Origin of the sequence: Cupriavidus consociatus (assembly GCF_017814975.1) — a bacterium.
Taxonomy (GTDB): domain Bacteria; phylum Pseudomonadota; class Gammaproteobacteria; order Burkholderiales; family Burkholderiaceae; genus Cupriavidus; species Cupriavidus consociatus.
Map to the genome: position 1 here is coordinate 60,092 of NZ_JAGIQA010000008.1, position 14,217 is coordinate 74,308.

Genomic DNA, 14,217 nt, shown 5'->3' on the forward strand with positions numbered 1-14,217 from the left:
GAATTTGAATTGAAGCGGTGGTTTAACTGAGAAAGCAACGTGTTCCCCTTCGACGGTAGGGCCTACATCGACGACTGAAATGGTCAGACGAGAAGCCCCGGCTGGCAGTATCTCCTGCCCAGGGGGCCACGTGAAGCGATGGGAGTCACCATCACCATCACTAACAACCAGCGTTCGGGAAATAACGCTCGCGTTGTAGCTAGATATCGGTAGCGCCTCAAAGAGCGTGTCGATCCCGCAGTCCGAGGTGATTCGAATTGTTACTGGTTCGCCAGGCTGCTTGTATTCGAGATACGCCCGCGTTGTTACTGCAGCTAACATGGAGCCGCCAGACGACGGTTTGTCAGAAAACCCGTGTCGGCACTATGAGTCCCGCTCAGACCTGCAGAGCCGTTGAATCCACGCTCTGCTGATCAGTCTGCCAAACCCCACTACACTTCCAGCACGCATCGAAGCAGGGGATCGTCGCAATGCTGGTAGATGCCAAGACAAAGCAACGTCTTCGCCGCGCGCAAGATGCGAGCTCCTATCCTGCGTTGCAGGACCCAAAAATTGATAACGGAGTGCTTGCCATCCACAAGCGTACGATCGCCCCAGGCCGACATCGTGTGGAGACCGCGTGGATTCAGTTGATCTCGCTCCGCGCTGACAGTTCGAATCACCTCCTCTCGATAGAGGTGTGGCGTGCAATGCAGGATTCTATTGACAGCAATGGCTTGTCCATATCCGCTCTTGCATACCTGCGCCACACGCAGTAGCTGATTGCCGTCCTTGACGACGGCGCCCGCAGGGCGAGATGACTGGTGATCGATCTTCACGGGATTCTGTGGATGACCGTGCCATGGCCCGAGAAGATCGGATGCATAGCACAGGCAAAGATTGTCAAACGCCCCCAGTGATACGTCGGTGTACGCCAGCCAGAAGTATCCGTGGTGCCTGAAGATCGTGGGGTCGGCAACCTCCGTATTGTCAAGGAGCACCGCGACCTGTGCCCACTGCCCGCATTCGTCGAGCCGGTTCAGCACGCAGCGACGGCATTGTGCCGATTCCGCGACGCAATACAACGCGCCCTCGTGAGAAAACAGGTATGGGTAGGACACGTGCCCCGCCAGCCCGAGATCGACAGGCGCCGGCGGATCCGGGTCGGCAGACCCGTTAAGCTTCAATCTGACAATGCGGCCAACGTTCCGCTTGAGATCGAACTCCTCACAATAGATCTCATCCTTGCTGCCGGGCATGCCAAACGGATCAGCCCAATACCGGGTTCCCCTGCGCTTGCCGACCCATCGTATTGGCAAGTGTGGCGCGCGCATGGCTTCTGTCAGCCGCATGTCGACGATGCCGACCATCCAGTAGTCAATCAGCAGGCCACCCTTAAGCCAGCGCAACAGTCGGTTGCCCAGTTCTAGGACCTTCCACTTCATCCGTTGCAATGAAGTCGCCCGCTTGCCTTCTGGCTTCCACGCGGGACGCGGCTCCAGGGCACCGAGCACCGCAATCTCGCGCACAGCCGAAAGTAGCAACGTCGCCGCATAACCGCACAATCGCTGCATTGATACCCGCTCGCCTGGACATGCAAACGCCCCCGCCTTGTCGATCAGGGTGGTTCCCGACGGCGTCCTCGCCACTAAGTGCAGTTGAATACCAACCCCCGCCGCAATCGTTTCGAGTCCGTGGTGCTTCTCACCTAGTACTACACCTCGCCGATCGCAGATGCGCCATACATCTACGACAGCGTCGCCCTCGCAGTCGGTGCCAAGCCGGCCGGTCAGATCGACGATTGCAGTGATGTCGCGCACCTTGGGTGCAGCCTCATCGCAACTGGGTCGCGCCGAGCCTGTGCAGTGGTCATGACCCGGTTCAAGCTCCCAGACAACGGCCTCGCAGATGCCGGACGCACGAAGCCGATTCACAAACTCGTGCTCCCAGGACGTGCCATGGCCTGACGTAAGCACGAACGCAAGGACGGGGAGCACGGCGACACCTGGCGCCTCCCCCGCACTCCGGGAATCACCCTTCATCGGCTCGCGTACCAGATCAGATCCAGTATGCTTCGCGTCGCATTCTGTGGCGATTTCTTGCATGAAGCCTTCCTTTTCCCTCGCAGTCCATTGTTGCTCATGCACTCGCAGCAATCAAAACGCAAACGGGTGCCTGACCAGCATGTTTTGTGCGCAGACATACGAAAGATGCGGCCAGTGAACTGGAACGGGGCAAGTTGCTGCTGCGGTGCCGGGCGTCGAAGCGACGACCCCCTGCTTGCAAAGCAGGGGCGAGAAGCGGTCTACGCGCGCCAGTTGCGTTACAGGCTGGCGTCCGATGAAAGAAAAGCCCCCGGCCAAGTTGGTCGAGGGCTTTGAGAGTTGACGGGTAGTCGCAGACCTGTCGCCGACATCGTCACACGGGATCGTGCTTGCTGGCGTCCCCCTTTCGTAGGGACCGAAAACCTAGGGAAACACCACAGCGCGGCTTGCTCGGTAGCGTGCCGCGCACTCTCTATCCCCAAGACGATGATGCGCGGCGCGTCGGAGACCAGCCCGCTGAGGCGTTGCAACCTCTTTAAATGTATCCTTTTTAAGGTGTACCCTGGATTCTGGGGTTTTACCCTAATCGGACAGGGTGGGCAAAAAGACTACGTCAAGGTATTGTGTGTGCAATACACGATTTAAGTAAGTGCGTGCTTACGAAAAAAATACTTCGTCGGCCGTTAGAGCAGCAATGATTAGAGCCACACTTCCGCTTGTTGCACGGGCTGCGCAAAGACTGCATATCCGCTGTACTGGGCCAGCAGTTCGTCACGACTGACTTCCTGCTCTCCGCCGCCCCAACCTGACAGTGCGACGAGAAACCGTCCGTGCTCACAGCGCTGCAGCAGTACGCAGGGTCTGTTCTTGCCCAACAACAAGATAGCCGGCATCGAGGTGTCCGGGATCTCGTCGAGATCCCGCTCCACCAGCCAGGTCGACAAGCCGGCGCGCGCCGCCACGGCCGAGAGCAGCGGCAACGTCAGACGCTGGCCTTCCAGTGGCAGCCCTTCTAGCAGAACTGCAGGCGGAACGGGCCGGTGCAAGGCCCGGTTCAGCAACATTAGGCTGCCCAGCATTGGATCGTCCGCACCCGGCAGCTGGTTCATCGCAGCAGGCGGCTCACAGTGGCCGGCCATGACGTATAAATCGGAAGTGTTGGGGTGCGTTGCGGGTATTGTCTTGATTTCCTGTGCCAGCCGCCCTGGTGTTGATACACCTCCTACCTCCGGTGCCGGCGCCTCGCATAGCGCAAGACCAGCGGACTCGTGCCGCACGCACGGATTCCCCTCACCCATGATTCCCCCCGGTTTCAGTGGTGTGATATTTGGAGCATAGTGCATCAGCACGCGGAGCCAATCACCCAAGCAGGCTAGTAGAAATGTCCACTTCTGCGGCGCTGGCCTCAGAAGACTGATTCAGCCTTGAAACGTCTGTATGGTTCTCCGGCTTTGGTTGCTTGGTTCGGTTTGGCCATTGTGACGATGATCCTTGTGGCCCTTGTGCTTGCCGCGATTGCCATGCTGTAGTCGTCGGCATACGTGTTGCGCGACGCTTGTCGCCCAGCGCCGAACCCGCCGCGCCGCCGGCCGCGACACTGATGCCGCTGATTCTAACGCCGAGGGCATTGCCGGCCGCTGCGCGATCCAGCACGCGTGACAGCCTGAAGGTAGCGGGCGGGATGGCACCACGCCCACATCACGCTGGCCGAGATGCAACTGATGCTCCGCGGTGCCGACGCAGCCGCCCACTTCGTTGCGATGGAGTTCAGGGTGTCTGACGGCCGACGGCAATCACGCATGGCTTGCCTTCAACATTCTCGATACGCGGTAGGGCGCCCGCAGCGATATGCTGCCTGACGGCAGCCAGCAGTTCAGCAGCATCCCATTGCCCCTGCTCGATGGGTCCTAAAGCATCGCCAGTGACTGCGAATCGCCCGCCACAGGCAGCGCAGCGGTACATACGGGTACCACGCAGACGATCGTTGGGGTCTTGCCAGCGTCGCGCCAGTGCAGCGCATAGTAAGCAAGGAACGGTTGCGATTGTGCTCACAATATGACCCCCCGGCCGACTGCCCTAACTGGCCCGACGGCCAGGCTATCGCATTCTCACGTATTGCCAGCGTTCCACTAGAGGGGCAACACTGACTCTTGGTTCTTATCTCGCTACCCTAACCCACGCGTCGTCACGCCGAACAGGATCGCTTGTTAGGAATTTATGCCTGGCGCCCTGGGACCCCATATTTCGAGTATCAACATCGGCCGAGAACGCAGCCTGGAAAGGCTATGGGCAAAAATGCAAATGTCAAGATCCTCCCAATCGCGCCGACATAGATTTAAGTTTCATTGAGGAAACGCCCTCTGGCGAGAGTGAAACGTTTGCCGTGCAACATAACTGTCGGGCTGCTCACCGTGCCGAAGGTTTTCAACTTGGCTCATTCGCCTCTCAGCAGAGGATCATTGGTTTAGCCCGGCCTTGGAACGGCCTCCGAGCTGGTTGATGACGCGATATTCCCCGGAGACCGGACCGAAGGCTAGCCGGCTTCAATGCCGTCACGTAATCGCTTGGATGGATACCGCCCGTCGCGTCTACTTGGACTGCGCCATGAGCGATGTCGCACAGAGTATGCGCATTGTGGTGTGTCAATGTTTCTATAGAGAAACGGTCCGGATTCGAGTGTTACGCGCCGCTGCTTGCTATGCGTAAACCGGGGAAATCCAGACCCAGGCACATAGCGAGGAGGCGTGATGAGCGACAGCCTTAAGGTGAGTTTTCTGGTCTTAGCTGCGCTGGCGGCTGTCATTTACGTCTCAGGAAGGGCCTTGGGGATGGATCTGAGCATTGCTGACATGGCGAGGCAACTCGTGCAGCTAGGCACTGATCTGCTGCATCGAGTCTTGCTCTAAGGATGGACTGCACAAAACGCGAATTGAGTTCGCTTGGCTGCTTAACAGGAAGCTGAATGCGTCACCACGCCAACTTATCAGCCCGGAGCGAAGCGCTACGTCCCCGGCGGCGGCACTCGCCCGACGCCCATATGGAGATACTGCGTCCAGATGTCTACCTCGGCAGTGGACGTGGGAAGTAGCAGAGTATGGACGTAATCGTCTCCACGACTCCCAACGTCGATCTTGCCGAGTTAGCGGTAAGGAATTAACTCCGGATTCTCAGTCCAGCTAGTGCGCACCTAGTTCAGCTGATTCCGGCTTGCTACGCCTGCATCAATCGGGACGCTCAACGCAAACAGCAACAAGCAAAAATCGCTGATCGGGCGTTATGTTCAAATAGCCGCCGAGGGCCGGCTCCTTATTTGCAGCACGGAACGAAAGCGCATTGCCATCGCTCTGAGGATAGCCGAGAGATTGCTAAGTACGGGACTCTTCGGTCGGAGACAGCGATGCGATTGAGTTGGGGCGAATTCAAGTAGCCTTGCTCAGAAAGAGCGCTCGCGAATCGTGGCGCAGCGTACTGAGCTTGCCCAGATCGACAGCCGATGCAAGTGTAACGCGCGCAGCGGCGATTTAGGTGCTGTCAGTGACCGGTATGCCAATCCTCGACCGTCAGTTGCGCGACGCGGGCGAATTCCCGGATATTGTGCGTCACGAGAATCAGGTTACGCGCCCTCGCCTGCCCTGCAATCAAGACGTCATAAGGGCCGATCGGCGTACCGACCGCCGCCAGCTGCGCGCGAATCTCTCCGGCATGCTGAGCGTCCTCGGCATCAAACGGAACCACCTCGAACTGCAACACTTCGATGCGTGCCAGGTTCGCAGCCGCCCGCTGGCTCTTGTAGGCACCATAGAACAGCTCATGGGCAACGATTGACGGCAGCCCGAAATCGGACGGCACGTGCGCACGCAGTCGTTCAAGCATGCTTGGCTCTCCCTCGAGATGCGGGGCATCTAGCTGACCTTCGTCTATCCGCAAACGCAGGACACTGATATGAATTGACCCTGTCAAGGGCTCTCTAGCACAGGGGCGGTCATCGCGGCAAAGGCGGCGTTGAATGACCGATCCCGGCAACAAGGTCGGATGTCTCTTCATGGCCCCACTTTGGCCTAACGGCTTCGTCCAAAGGCGCGCCGGGGGAGCAGCATTCGGGCCGCGCACGCCGGCTCAATGTCGCGGACCTGTGGACGCCGGTTCGAGGGGTCGTCAAGCGGACGCGGTATCAACATCGTCCGCAGTGACGTGGATTTGACTGAAGTGTTTGCCGATGTGGTGGACCAGTTGCGCGCAGCCCATCCAGGCCGCCAGATCGATCTGGACGCAAAGGGTAACCTGCAGGGGTTCTTGGATGGTCAGCGTATGCAGCAACTGCTCGGCAATCTGGTGCTTAACGCCATCAATTACGGAGCACCGGATATGCCGGTACGCGTGGTGGTGATCGACGCTGATGCAGAAGTTCGTTTCGAGGTCAGGAACAGCGGCCCACCATTGACTCGCAGACGCTGGGGCGCATGTTTGACCCGCTCCTGAGAGAGAAAGTGAAAGACAAGCTACTGATGCTCCGCCCGGACTTTACTCAAGCCTCGGGCTCAGCCAGCTAACGGACATGGACCGATACGACAAGCAAATCCTTGCCATCCCCACAGCGCGCGAGAGCAGGCATCGAATAACCCTTAACATTCTCGGCCATTTGACAACCAAGTCGAATGGCCAGAGGGCGCGGCCAATTATTTCCAGCGTTCGTCCCTGACCTGTACCGTGCCGGCCTCCACCCGAACCGGAAAGGTCGCCACCGGCTCGTAGGCCGGCGGGGACAGCGCCTCGCCCGTAAGCAGGGAAAAATGCGAGCCGTGGCGCGGGCAGACGACTTCCTGGCCTTCCACGTCACCGCCGCAAAGCGGCTCGGCCTCGTGCGAGCAGAGGTCCTCGATGGCGTAGTAATTGCCGCCCACATTGAATACCGCGACCTGTACGCCATCGACATCGACGCTGCGGCAAGTGCCGGGCGCGAACTCGTCGGCCCTGGCGACATCGATCCACTCGCTCATCTCAGAGCAGCCCCAGTTCCAGGCGGGCCGCCTCGCTCATTCGTTCTCTCGACCAGGGCGGGTCCCACACCAGTTCAACCTCGACTTCTTCCACCCCGCTGGCTTCCATCACGGCACCCTCAACCACACCGGGGAAAGTCTGCGCCACCGGGCAGCCCGGTGCAGTCAGCGTCATGCGGATGCCCACCTGGCCGCTGGATTCGTCCACCGATAACTGATAGATCAGGCCAAGGTCGTAGATATTGACCGGGATCTCGGGGTCGTACACGGTACGCAAGGCCGCTATTACCCGCCCCTCCAGACTGTCCGGCTCAGGCTCGAGCCTGTCTTCGTGTTCCTCGGCCTTGCGCAGCCAATCGATAATGCTCATCGTTTTACTCCGTTGAAGCCGGCTTGGCGCTGTTCTCCAAAGCGGCTTGCATGGTGTGCCAGGCCAGGGTTGCGCACTTCACGCGCGTCGGGAACTCGCGCACCCCGGCCAGGACCTCCAGCTTGCCCATCGGCACGCCGCCCTGCTCCGGCACTCCGGTCACCAGCGCGTGAAAGCCCGAGAACATGGCCCGCGCCTGTGCCTCGGTCTTGCCCTTGAGCGCTTCTGTCATCAGCGAGGCTGAGGCGGTGAAGATGGCGCAGCCCGAACCCTCGAAGCTGGCGTCCTCGATCACCCCATCGCGAATTCGCAGGTACAGCGTCAGCCGGTCGCCGCACAGCGGGTTGAAGCCCTCGGCGCTGCGGTTCGCCGCCGCCAGACGCCCGAAATTGCGCGGCGAGCGACTGTGGTCGACAACCACTTCCTGGTAGAGGTTGCGCAGGTCAGACATCAGGCGAATACCTCCTGTGCCGCGCGCACGGCAGCAAACAGGGCATCGACTTCTTCACGCGTGTTGTACAGCGCAAAGGAAGCACGCACCGTGGCAGGCACGCCAAAATGCTCCATCACTGGCATGGCGCAATGGTGGCCGGCTCGGACCGCCACGCCGTGCTGATCGAGGACGGTGCCGACATCGTGGGGATGGATGCCGTCCAGGGTGAACGAGAGGATGCTCGCCTTGTCGGCAGCCGTGCCGATTACGCGCAGGCCGGCGACCTGCGTTGCCTTCGCGCTGGCGTAGGCGAGCAGCGCATGCTCATGGGCGGCGATGGCCTCCAGGCCGAGCGCGCTCACATACCCGATGGCGGCGCCAAGGGCAATGACGCCGGCGATATTGGGGGTGCCGGCCTCGAACTTGTAGGGAAGCGCGTTGTACGTGGTCTTGCGGAACGTGACCTCGCGAATCATGTCGCCGCCGCCCTGGTAAGGCGGCATGGCATCGAGCAGCGCAGCCTTGCCGTAGAGCACGCCGACGCCGGTGGGGCCATAGAGCTTGTGGCCGGAGAAGGCGTAGAAATCGCAATCGAGGGCCTGTACGTCGACCTTGAGATGCGGCACCGCCTGGGCGCCGTCGATCAGCACCGGGATGTCCTGGGCATGCGCCAGCTCGATGATGTGTCGCACCGGGTTGACCGTGCCGAGCGCGTTGGAAAGGTGCGTCAGCGCGACCAGTCTGGTGCGCGGGCTGAGCAATTGCGTGAACTGCTCCAGCATCAGCTCGCCGGCATCATTGATCGGCGCCACCTGCAGCAACGCGCCGGTGCGCTGGCACGCCAGTTGCCACGGCACGATATTGGAGTGGTGCTCCATCGCGCTGATCAGGATCTCGTCGCCCGGGCGCAGGCGCTGGCCGAAGCTTGCCGCCACCAGGTTGATTGCCTCGGTGGTGCCGCGCACGAACACGATTTCCTCGCGCCCGGCCGCGTTGATCAGGCCTCGCACCGCGTCACGCACGGCCTCGTAGGCATCGGTGGCACGCTGGCTCAGGGTGTGCACGCCGCGGTGGACATTGGCGTTGAGCGCGCTGTAGTAACGCGCTTCGCAATGGATCACGCTTTGCGGCTTCTGGGTGGTGGCGGCGTTGTCCAGATAGACCAGCGGCTTGCCGTTGACGGTCTGGCGCAAGATAGGGAAATCCTGCCGCAGCCGCTCTACCTCCAGGCTGGCGGCCGGTACCGCCCGCTCCACGGCCATCGGTTCATGCACTGCCGTGTTCATGGCAGCTCCTTCACAGGCTCGGGCAGCCGGCCGCGCAAGAGTGTATCCAGCCGCGTGCGCAATGGGGCGGGACCGAGCCGCTTGACGACCTCCTCGGCAAAGGCAAAGGTCAGCAGGGCATGCGCCGCGCCCTCGTCCATCCCGCGCGAGCGCAGGTAGTAGATCTGCTCGGCATCGAGCTGGCCTACGGTGGCGCCGTGGCTGCATTTGACGTCGTCGGCATAGATCTCCAGTTGCGGCTTGGTGTCGACCTCGGCGTGGTCGGACAGCAGCAGGTTGCGGTTGGACTGGTGGGCATCGCTGTGCTGGGCATCGGCATGCACCACCACCTTGCCGTTGAAGACGGCGCGCGAGGCGCCCGCCAGCACGCCTTTATACAACTCGCGACTCTTGCTGTGCGGGCTGGCGTGGTCGATGCGGGTGTGGTGATCGATATGCTGCCGCCCGGCGGTCATATACAGCCCGTCCAGCGAACACTCGGTATGCTCGGCATTGAGCCCGACATCGATGTCGACCCGCGCCAGGGCGCCGCCCAGGGCAAAGGAACTGGAGGCGAAGTGGCTACCCTGCCGCTGGTCCAGGTTCACGCCGGCGATATGGAAGGCTTTGAGGCTCTCCTGCTGCAGCTTGTGATGTTCGACCTGTGCATCACGCTCGGCAACAATGTCAGTGATGGTATTGGTGCAATAGCCCAGGCCGTCCAGTCCCGCGTGATGCTCCACGATGCAGACCTGACTGCCGGCTTGCGCCACCACCAGGTTGCGCGCATGGGTTGCCAGCTCGCCGGCGGTGGTGACGAACAGCAAGTGGATCGGTTGTTCCGGGACGGTGCCCGCCGCCACGCGGACATAGGCACCGTCGGTCATGAACATCATGTTCAAGGCGGCGAAACCGGACGGGTAGTCGCTTGCATCGCGCAGGAGCAGCGCTTCCAGGCAGTCCGGTGCGCGCTCCAGCGTGGCGGCCAGGCTGGCGAGCTCCATCCCCGCAGGCAGGGCACCGATGCGCGACCACTGTGGCTGGTGCGCGCCGTTGACGAACACCAGCAGGTGCGCGCCGCTCAGGGCGAGCGCCTCGACCTGCGCTGCCACCGCGGCTTCCAGGCTGTCGCCGGCCTGCGGCAGTGCCACGGCAAAGCGGCTTTTCTCGAGTGCGGCTACGCTGGTGTATTTCCAGTCCTCCTGGCGCAGCGTGGGGAACCCGGCATGGGCGAAATGATCCAGCGCCTGGCGGCGGGCGTGCGCAAGCCAGCCCAGGCGGCGGCCCGGCAGTGCGGCCTCAACGCGGTTGAACTCGGCGAGATAGTGTTCCAGTCCGCTCGCGCTCATGCTGAAGACTCCGTCCCGGCAGCGGCCTGCGCCTCCATCCCGGCATAGCCGTGCTGCTCCAGTTCGCGCGCCAGCTCGGGCCCGCCGGACCTGGCGATGCGGCCGTGCGCAAGCACGTGCACCTGATCCGGCACGATGTAATCGAGCAGGCGCTGGTAGTGCGTGACCAGCACAATGGCGCGTTGGGGGCTGCGCATCGCTTCTATGCCCCTGGCGACAATCTTGAGCGCATCGATGTCGAGGCCGGAGTCGGTCTCGTCGAGAATGGCCAGCCGGGGTTCCAGCACCGCCATCTGCAGGATCTCGTTGCGCTTCTTCTCGCCGCCGGAGAAGCCCTCGTTCACCGAGCGGTAAAGCAGGTCCTGGTCCATCTCCATGAGCCGGAGCTTGTCCTTGACCAGGGCGAGGAAATCCATGGCGTCCAGCTCCGGCTCGCCGCGGTGCTTGCGGATTGCGTTGAGCCCCGCTTTGAGCAGGTAGATATTGGAGACGCCGGGGATTTCCACCGGGTACTGGAAGGCGAGGAAGATGCCCGCGCGGGCGCGCTCTTCCGGCGGCACGCCGAGCAGGCTCGTGCCCTCGTAGAAGACTTCGCCGGCAGTCACGGTGAAGCGGTCGCGGCCGGCCAGCACATGGGCCAGGGTGCTCTTGCCCGAACCGTTGGGGCCCATGATGGCGTGCACCTCCCCGGCCTTCATGCTGAGATCAATGCCGTGCAGGATGGGCTTGCCGTCTACGCTGACGTGCAGCTTGCGAATCTCAAGCATGGCTGGCCTCTTTCTCCGACGCAGCGCCGATGCGTGCGCGCTACCCTTATCCGATACTGCCTTCCAGGCTTACGCCCAGCAGCTTCTGGGCTTCCACCGCGAATTCCATCGGCAGCTCCTTGAACACTTCCTTGCAAAAGCCGTTCACGATCATCGATACCGCGTCCTCTGCGCTGATGCCGCGGCTCTGGCAATAGAACAACTGGTCCTCGCCGATGCGCGAGGTGGAGGCCTCGTGCTCGACCTGGGCGGTAGCGTTCTTGACCTCGATATACGGGAAGGTGTGGGCGGCGCATTTGTCGCCCAGGAGCAGCGAATCGCACTGCGAGTAGTTGCGCGCGCCGATCGCGCTCTTGGCCACTTTCACCAGCCCGCGGTAGGCATTCCGGCCGTGGCCGGCCGAAATGCCCTTGGAGAGGATGGTGCTCCTGGTGTTCCTGCCGAGGTGGGTCATCTTGGTACCGGTGTCGGCCTGCTGGTAGTGGTTCGTCAGCGCGACCGAATAGAACTCGCCGACGGAGTCGTCGCCCTGCAGGATCACGCTTGGATACTTCCAGGTGATGGCCGAGCCGGTCTCCACCTGGGTCCACGAAATCCTGGAGCGCGCGCCGCGGCAGTCGCCGCGCTTGGTGACAAAGTTATAGATGCCGCCCTTGCCTTCCTTGTCGCCCGGATACCAGTTCTGCACGGTCGAGTATTTGATCTGTGCGCCTTCCAGTGCGATCAGTTCCACCACGGCGGCGTGCAGCTGGTTCTCGTCACGCATCGGCGCGGTGCAGCCTTCCAGATAGCTGACGTAAGCGCCTTCATCGGCGATGATCAGGGTGCGCTCGAACTGGCCGGTGTTCCGGGCATTGATGCGGAAGTAGGTGGACAGTTCCATCGGGCAGCGTACCCCGGGCGGGATATAGCAGAACGAGCCGTCGCTGAATACGGCCGAGTTGAGCGTGGCGAAGTAGTTGTCGGTATAGGGCACGACCGTGCCGAGGTACTGCCGAACCAGCTCGGGATGCTCCCGCACCGCTTCGGAAAACGAACAGAAGAGGATGCCGAGTTCGCCCAGCTTCTGCTTGAAGGTGGTGGCGACCGAGACGCTGTCGAATACCGCGTCCACGGCGACGCCTGCCAGCAACTCGCGTTCGTGCAGCGGCACGCCCAGCTTTTCATAGGTGCGCAACAACTCGGGATCGACCTCGTCCAGCGTCTTCGGCCCGGCCTTCTGGGAGCGTGGCGCTGCATAGTAGGCGATTGCCTGGTAGTCGATAGGCGGGTGCTTCACCGTCGCCCAGTGCGGCTCGGACATCGTCAGCCAGTGGCGGTAGGCCTTGAGGCGCCACTCGCGCATGAATTCCGGCTCGTCCTTGATGGCCGAAATCATGCGGATCACGTCCTCATTCAGCCCGCACGGCACCGTGTCCGTCTCTACGGGCGTGTAGAAGCCATGCTTATAGCCCTGGCTGATCAGTTCGTCGAGCTTGCGTGCCGGGATTGCCATGTTCTGCCTGCGCTTGCCACTGTCATCTCAATCACTAAATGTCAGCTTGCGGTCCGTGTGCGTGTCGGGCGTGCAAGGCGCCAATATCCACCGGGTGCAACACCGGTTGTGCCATATCTGCCAGTGTCACGTCGTTAAGCGCCATGAAGATCACTCTATTGATCGACTGCCAGTTGGCACGGATAGCGCACAGACCTTCCTGTGCACACAGGCCGGCTGCGACGCTGCATTCGGTCATGCCGGCCGGGCCCTCCATGGCGTCAATCACCTGTGCGATCGAGATCTGTTCCGGCGGTCGTGCCAGCAGATAGCCGCCATTGGCACCGCGTAACGACTGCAGCAGGTGGCGCTTTGCCAGCGTTTTCAGAATCTTGCTCGCCGTCGGTACCGTCACGCCGATCGCGGCGGCGATCTCGGCGGCACTGTAAATTCGGCCAGAATTTCGGGCCAGGTGCGTCATGATTACCGTGCCGTAGTCGGTCAGCTTGCTGAGTCTGAGCATCGTCGCCACCAGTATTTGCAAATTAGAACCACTTTGGTCCTCATTTGTTCCGGCATCCCTGTTTCGCGTCAGGCGAGGATAGGGAGGAACCCCCTATCACCAGGCCGCCGTCGGAGGTGTATAGATGAGTAGCTGCACCTTGAGGGACATGCGAACGCCGAGACTCTTCAGAGGACCCTGGGCCGCGTTCATCGCGTCCCGCTAACAACGTGCGCGGGCGTGCGATGTGGGCAATGTCTCTACGCCGCAAGTGCAGGCCCACCTCACTCCAAGCGGAGAGGAGACGCAGGCATGGTCAACCAACCTATTACCGTCATCACTGGCGCGAGCCGCGGCTTGGGCCGCGCAGCCGTGCGCCGGCTGGCCACCGTGGAAGGCCATCTGGTCGTCGCCACGGCGCGCAAGCCGACGGACCTCGGGGTGCTTGAGACAGAGCTCCGGCTTGCGGGTCATCCGATCGCTTGCCACCCCCTTGACGTCACGGAGGACAGCTCGGCAGCTGCGCTGGCCAGCTGGCTGACCGAACGCTTCGGCCGCGTGGACGTGCTGATCAACAACGCTGGTGTTTCGCTCGACCACTACGACACCAGCCTGCTAGAGCTGCCGCTCGAGACCCTGCGCCGCACCCTGGAAACCAATCTTTTCGGCGTGCTGCGGACCACCCAGGCGTTGGCGCCGCTGCTGCGCGCCAACCGTGCCGGCCGGGTGGTCAACCTGGCGTCGGGCATGGGACAGCTGGCGGAGATGAGCAGCGGCGTGCCAGCCTACCGAATCTCGAAAACGGCGCTAAATGCCGTCACGCGCATCCTGGCCGCCGAGATGGCCGACAGCGGCGTCAAGGTGAACTCGGTGTGTCCCGGCTGGTGTCGCACCGACCTGGGCGGCCTGGATGCGCCACGATCGCCCGAAGAGGGCATCGACACCGTGATCTGGCTGGCAACGCTGCCCGACGATGGCCCCACCGGTGGCTTCTTCCGCGATCGCCAGCCGATTCTATGGTAGCCAGGCCAGAATA

14 protein-coding genes are annotated in these 14,217 nt (G+C 61.8%); 3 read left to right on the top strand and 11 right to left on the bottom strand.

The features are described 5' to 3' along the window. Window positions 1-431: 431 nt before the first annotated feature. Together J8I82_RS13035 and J8I82_RS13040 are read right to left on the bottom strand one after the other, a co-directional pair. On the bottom strand, window positions 432-2,084 hold the full coding sequence (locus J8I82_RS13035; protein WP_209758021.1) for a glucosamine inositolphosphorylceramide transferase family protein: 1,653 nt from the start codon (window positions 2,082-2,084) through the stop codon (window positions 432-434). A gap of 638 nt (window positions 2,085-2,722) precedes the next feature. After that, window positions 2,723-3,133, bottom strand: coding sequence for a cysteine peptidase family C39 domain-containing protein (locus J8I82_RS13040; RefSeq protein WP_245179700.1), 411 nt, complete (start codon window positions 3,131-3,133; stop codon window positions 2,723-2,725). 1,638 nt (window positions 3,134-4,771) lie between these two features. On the opposite strand from J8I82_RS13040, the gene J8I82_RS13045 reads away from it, so the two are divergent. Next, on the top strand, window positions 4,772-4,930 hold the full coding sequence (locus tag J8I82_RS13045) for a hypothetical protein (RefSeq protein ID WP_209758023.1): 159 nt from the start codon (window positions 4,772-4,774) through the stop codon (window positions 4,928-4,930). 625 nt (window positions 4,931-5,555) lie between these two features. Here J8I82_RS13045 and J8I82_RS13050 read toward each other — a convergent pair. Continuing rightward, a complete protein-coding gene (locus J8I82_RS13050) occupies window positions 5,556-5,897 on the bottom strand; it encodes a type II toxin-antitoxin system VapC family toxin (RefSeq protein ID WP_209758025.1) in 342 nt (113 codons plus the stop codon). A gap of 318 nt (window positions 5,898-6,215) precedes the next feature. Between J8I82_RS13050 and J8I82_RS13055 the strand changes: the two genes are divergently transcribed. After that, the gene (locus J8I82_RS13055; RefSeq protein WP_336620897.1) at window positions 6,216-6,503 is read left to right on the top strand and encodes an ATP-binding protein; all 288 of its coding nucleotides are present in this window, start codon (window positions 6,216-6,218) and stop codon (window positions 6,501-6,503) included. A gap of 197 nt (window positions 6,504-6,700) precedes the next feature. Here the strand turns inward: J8I82_RS13055 and J8I82_RS13060 are convergent, their stop codons facing one another. From J8I82_RS13060 to J8I82_RS13095, 8 genes are read right to left on the bottom strand one after another with little or no spacing between them, the layout of a single operon-like run. After that, window positions 6,701-7,021, bottom strand: coding sequence for a Rieske (2Fe-2S) protein (locus J8I82_RS13060; RefSeq protein WP_209758027.1), 321 nt, complete (start codon window positions 7,019-7,021; stop codon window positions 6,701-6,703). Between the two features lies 1 nt (window position 7,022). Further along, complete coding sequence (locus J8I82_RS13065; RefSeq protein ID WP_209758028.1) at window positions 7,023-7,391, bottom strand: SUF system Fe-S cluster assembly protein; 369 nt, start codon at window positions 7,389-7,391, stop codon at window positions 7,023-7,025. Window positions 7,392-7,395: 4 nt separating this feature from the next. Next, window positions 7,396-7,842 carry a Fe-S cluster assembly sulfur transfer protein SufU gene (gene sufU / locus J8I82_RS13070; RefSeq protein WP_209758030.1) on the bottom strand — a complete coding sequence of 149 codons (447 nt, stop codon included), beginning with the start codon at window positions 7,840-7,842 and terminating at the stop codon, window positions 7,396-7,398. Further along, complete coding sequence (locus tag J8I82_RS13075; protein ID WP_280906857.1) at window positions 7,842-9,110, bottom strand: cysteine desulfurase; 1,269 nt, start codon at window positions 9,108-9,110, stop codon at window positions 7,842-7,844. The genes sufU and J8I82_RS13075 overlap by 1 nt, the downstream gene beginning before the upstream one ends. Further along, a complete protein-coding gene (gene sufD, locus J8I82_RS13080; RefSeq protein WP_209758032.1) occupies window positions 9,107-10,438 on the bottom strand; it encodes a Fe-S cluster assembly protein SufD in 1,332 nt (443 codons plus the stop codon). The genes J8I82_RS13075 and sufD overlap by 4 nt, the downstream gene beginning before the upstream one ends. Then, window positions 10,435-11,205 (bottom strand): Fe-S cluster assembly ATPase SufC, encoded by a 771-nt coding sequence (gene sufC, locus J8I82_RS13085; protein ID WP_209758034.1) that lies wholly within the window; start codon window positions 11,203-11,205, stop codon window positions 10,435-10,437. Before sufC ends, sufD begins: the two co-directional genes overlap by 4 nt. A 46-nt stretch (window positions 11,206-11,251) precedes the next feature. After that, window positions 11,252-12,700, bottom strand: a complete 1,449-nt coding sequence (gene sufB, locus J8I82_RS13090; RefSeq protein ID WP_209758036.1) for a Fe-S cluster assembly protein SufB — start codon at window positions 12,698-12,700, stop codon at window positions 11,252-11,254. 34 nt (window positions 12,701-12,734) lie between these two features. Beyond that, a complete protein-coding gene (locus J8I82_RS13095) occupies window positions 12,735-13,202 on the bottom strand; it encodes an SUF system Fe-S cluster assembly regulator (RefSeq protein WP_209758332.1) in 468 nt (155 codons plus the stop codon). Window positions 13,203-13,493: 291 nt separating this feature from the next. On the opposite strand from J8I82_RS13095, the gene J8I82_RS13100 reads away from it, so the two are divergent. Then, complete coding sequence (locus tag J8I82_RS13100; RefSeq protein WP_209758038.1) at window positions 13,494-14,204, top strand: SDR family oxidoreductase; 711 nt, start codon at window positions 13,494-13,496, stop codon at window positions 14,202-14,204. Window positions 14,205-14,217: the final 13 nt, after the last annotated feature.

Bases quoted from the DNA above. Each gene is read 5' to 3' on its own strand.
- J8I82_RS13035 (WP_209758021.1), bottom strand. From the start codon at position 2,084: ATGCAAGAAATCGCCACAGAATGCGACGCGAAGCATACTGGATCTGAT.
- J8I82_RS13040 (WP_245179700.1), bottom strand. From the start codon at position 3,133: ATGAACCAGCTGCCGGGTGCGGACGATCCAATGCTGGGCAGCCTAATG.
- J8I82_RS13045 (WP_209758023.1), top strand. From the start codon at position 4,772: ATGAGCGACAGCCTTAAGGTGAGTTTTCTGGTCTTAGCTGCGCTGGCG.
- J8I82_RS13050 (WP_209758025.1), bottom strand. From the start codon at position 5,897: ATGCTTGAACGACTGCGTGCGCACGTGCCGTCCGATTTCGGGCTGCCG.
- J8I82_RS13060 (WP_209758027.1), bottom strand. From the start codon at position 7,021: ATGAGCGAGTGGATCGATGTCGCCAGGGCCGACGAGTTCGCGCCCGGC.
- J8I82_RS13065 (WP_209758028.1), bottom strand. From the start codon at position 7,391: ATGAGCATTATCGATTGGCTGCGCAAGGCCGAGGAACACGAAGACAGG.
- sufU (WP_209758030.1), bottom strand. From the start codon at position 7,842: ATGTCTGACCTGCGCAACCTCTACCAGGAAGTGGTTGTCGACCACAGT.
- J8I82_RS13075 (WP_280906857.1), bottom strand. From the start codon at position 9,110: ATGAACACGGCAGTGCATGAACCGATGGCCGTGGAGCGGGCGGTACCG.
- sufD (WP_209758032.1), bottom strand. From the start codon at position 10,438: ATGAGCGCGAGCGGACTGGAACACTATCTCGCCGAGTTCAACCGCGTT.
- sufC (WP_209758034.1), bottom strand. From the start codon at position 11,205: ATGCTTGAGATTCGCAAGCTGCACGTCAGCGTAGACGGCAAGCCCATC.
- sufB (WP_209758036.1), bottom strand. From the start codon at position 12,700: ATGGCAATCCCGGCACGCAAGCTCGACGAACTGATCAGCCAGGGCTAT.
- J8I82_RS13095 (WP_209758332.1), bottom strand. From the start codon at position 13,202: ATGCTCAGACTCAGCAAGCTGACCGACTACGGCACGGTAATCATGACG.
- J8I82_RS13100 (WP_209758038.1), top strand. From the start codon at position 13,494: ATGGTCAACCAACCTATTACCGTCATCACTGGCGCGAGCCGCGGCTTG.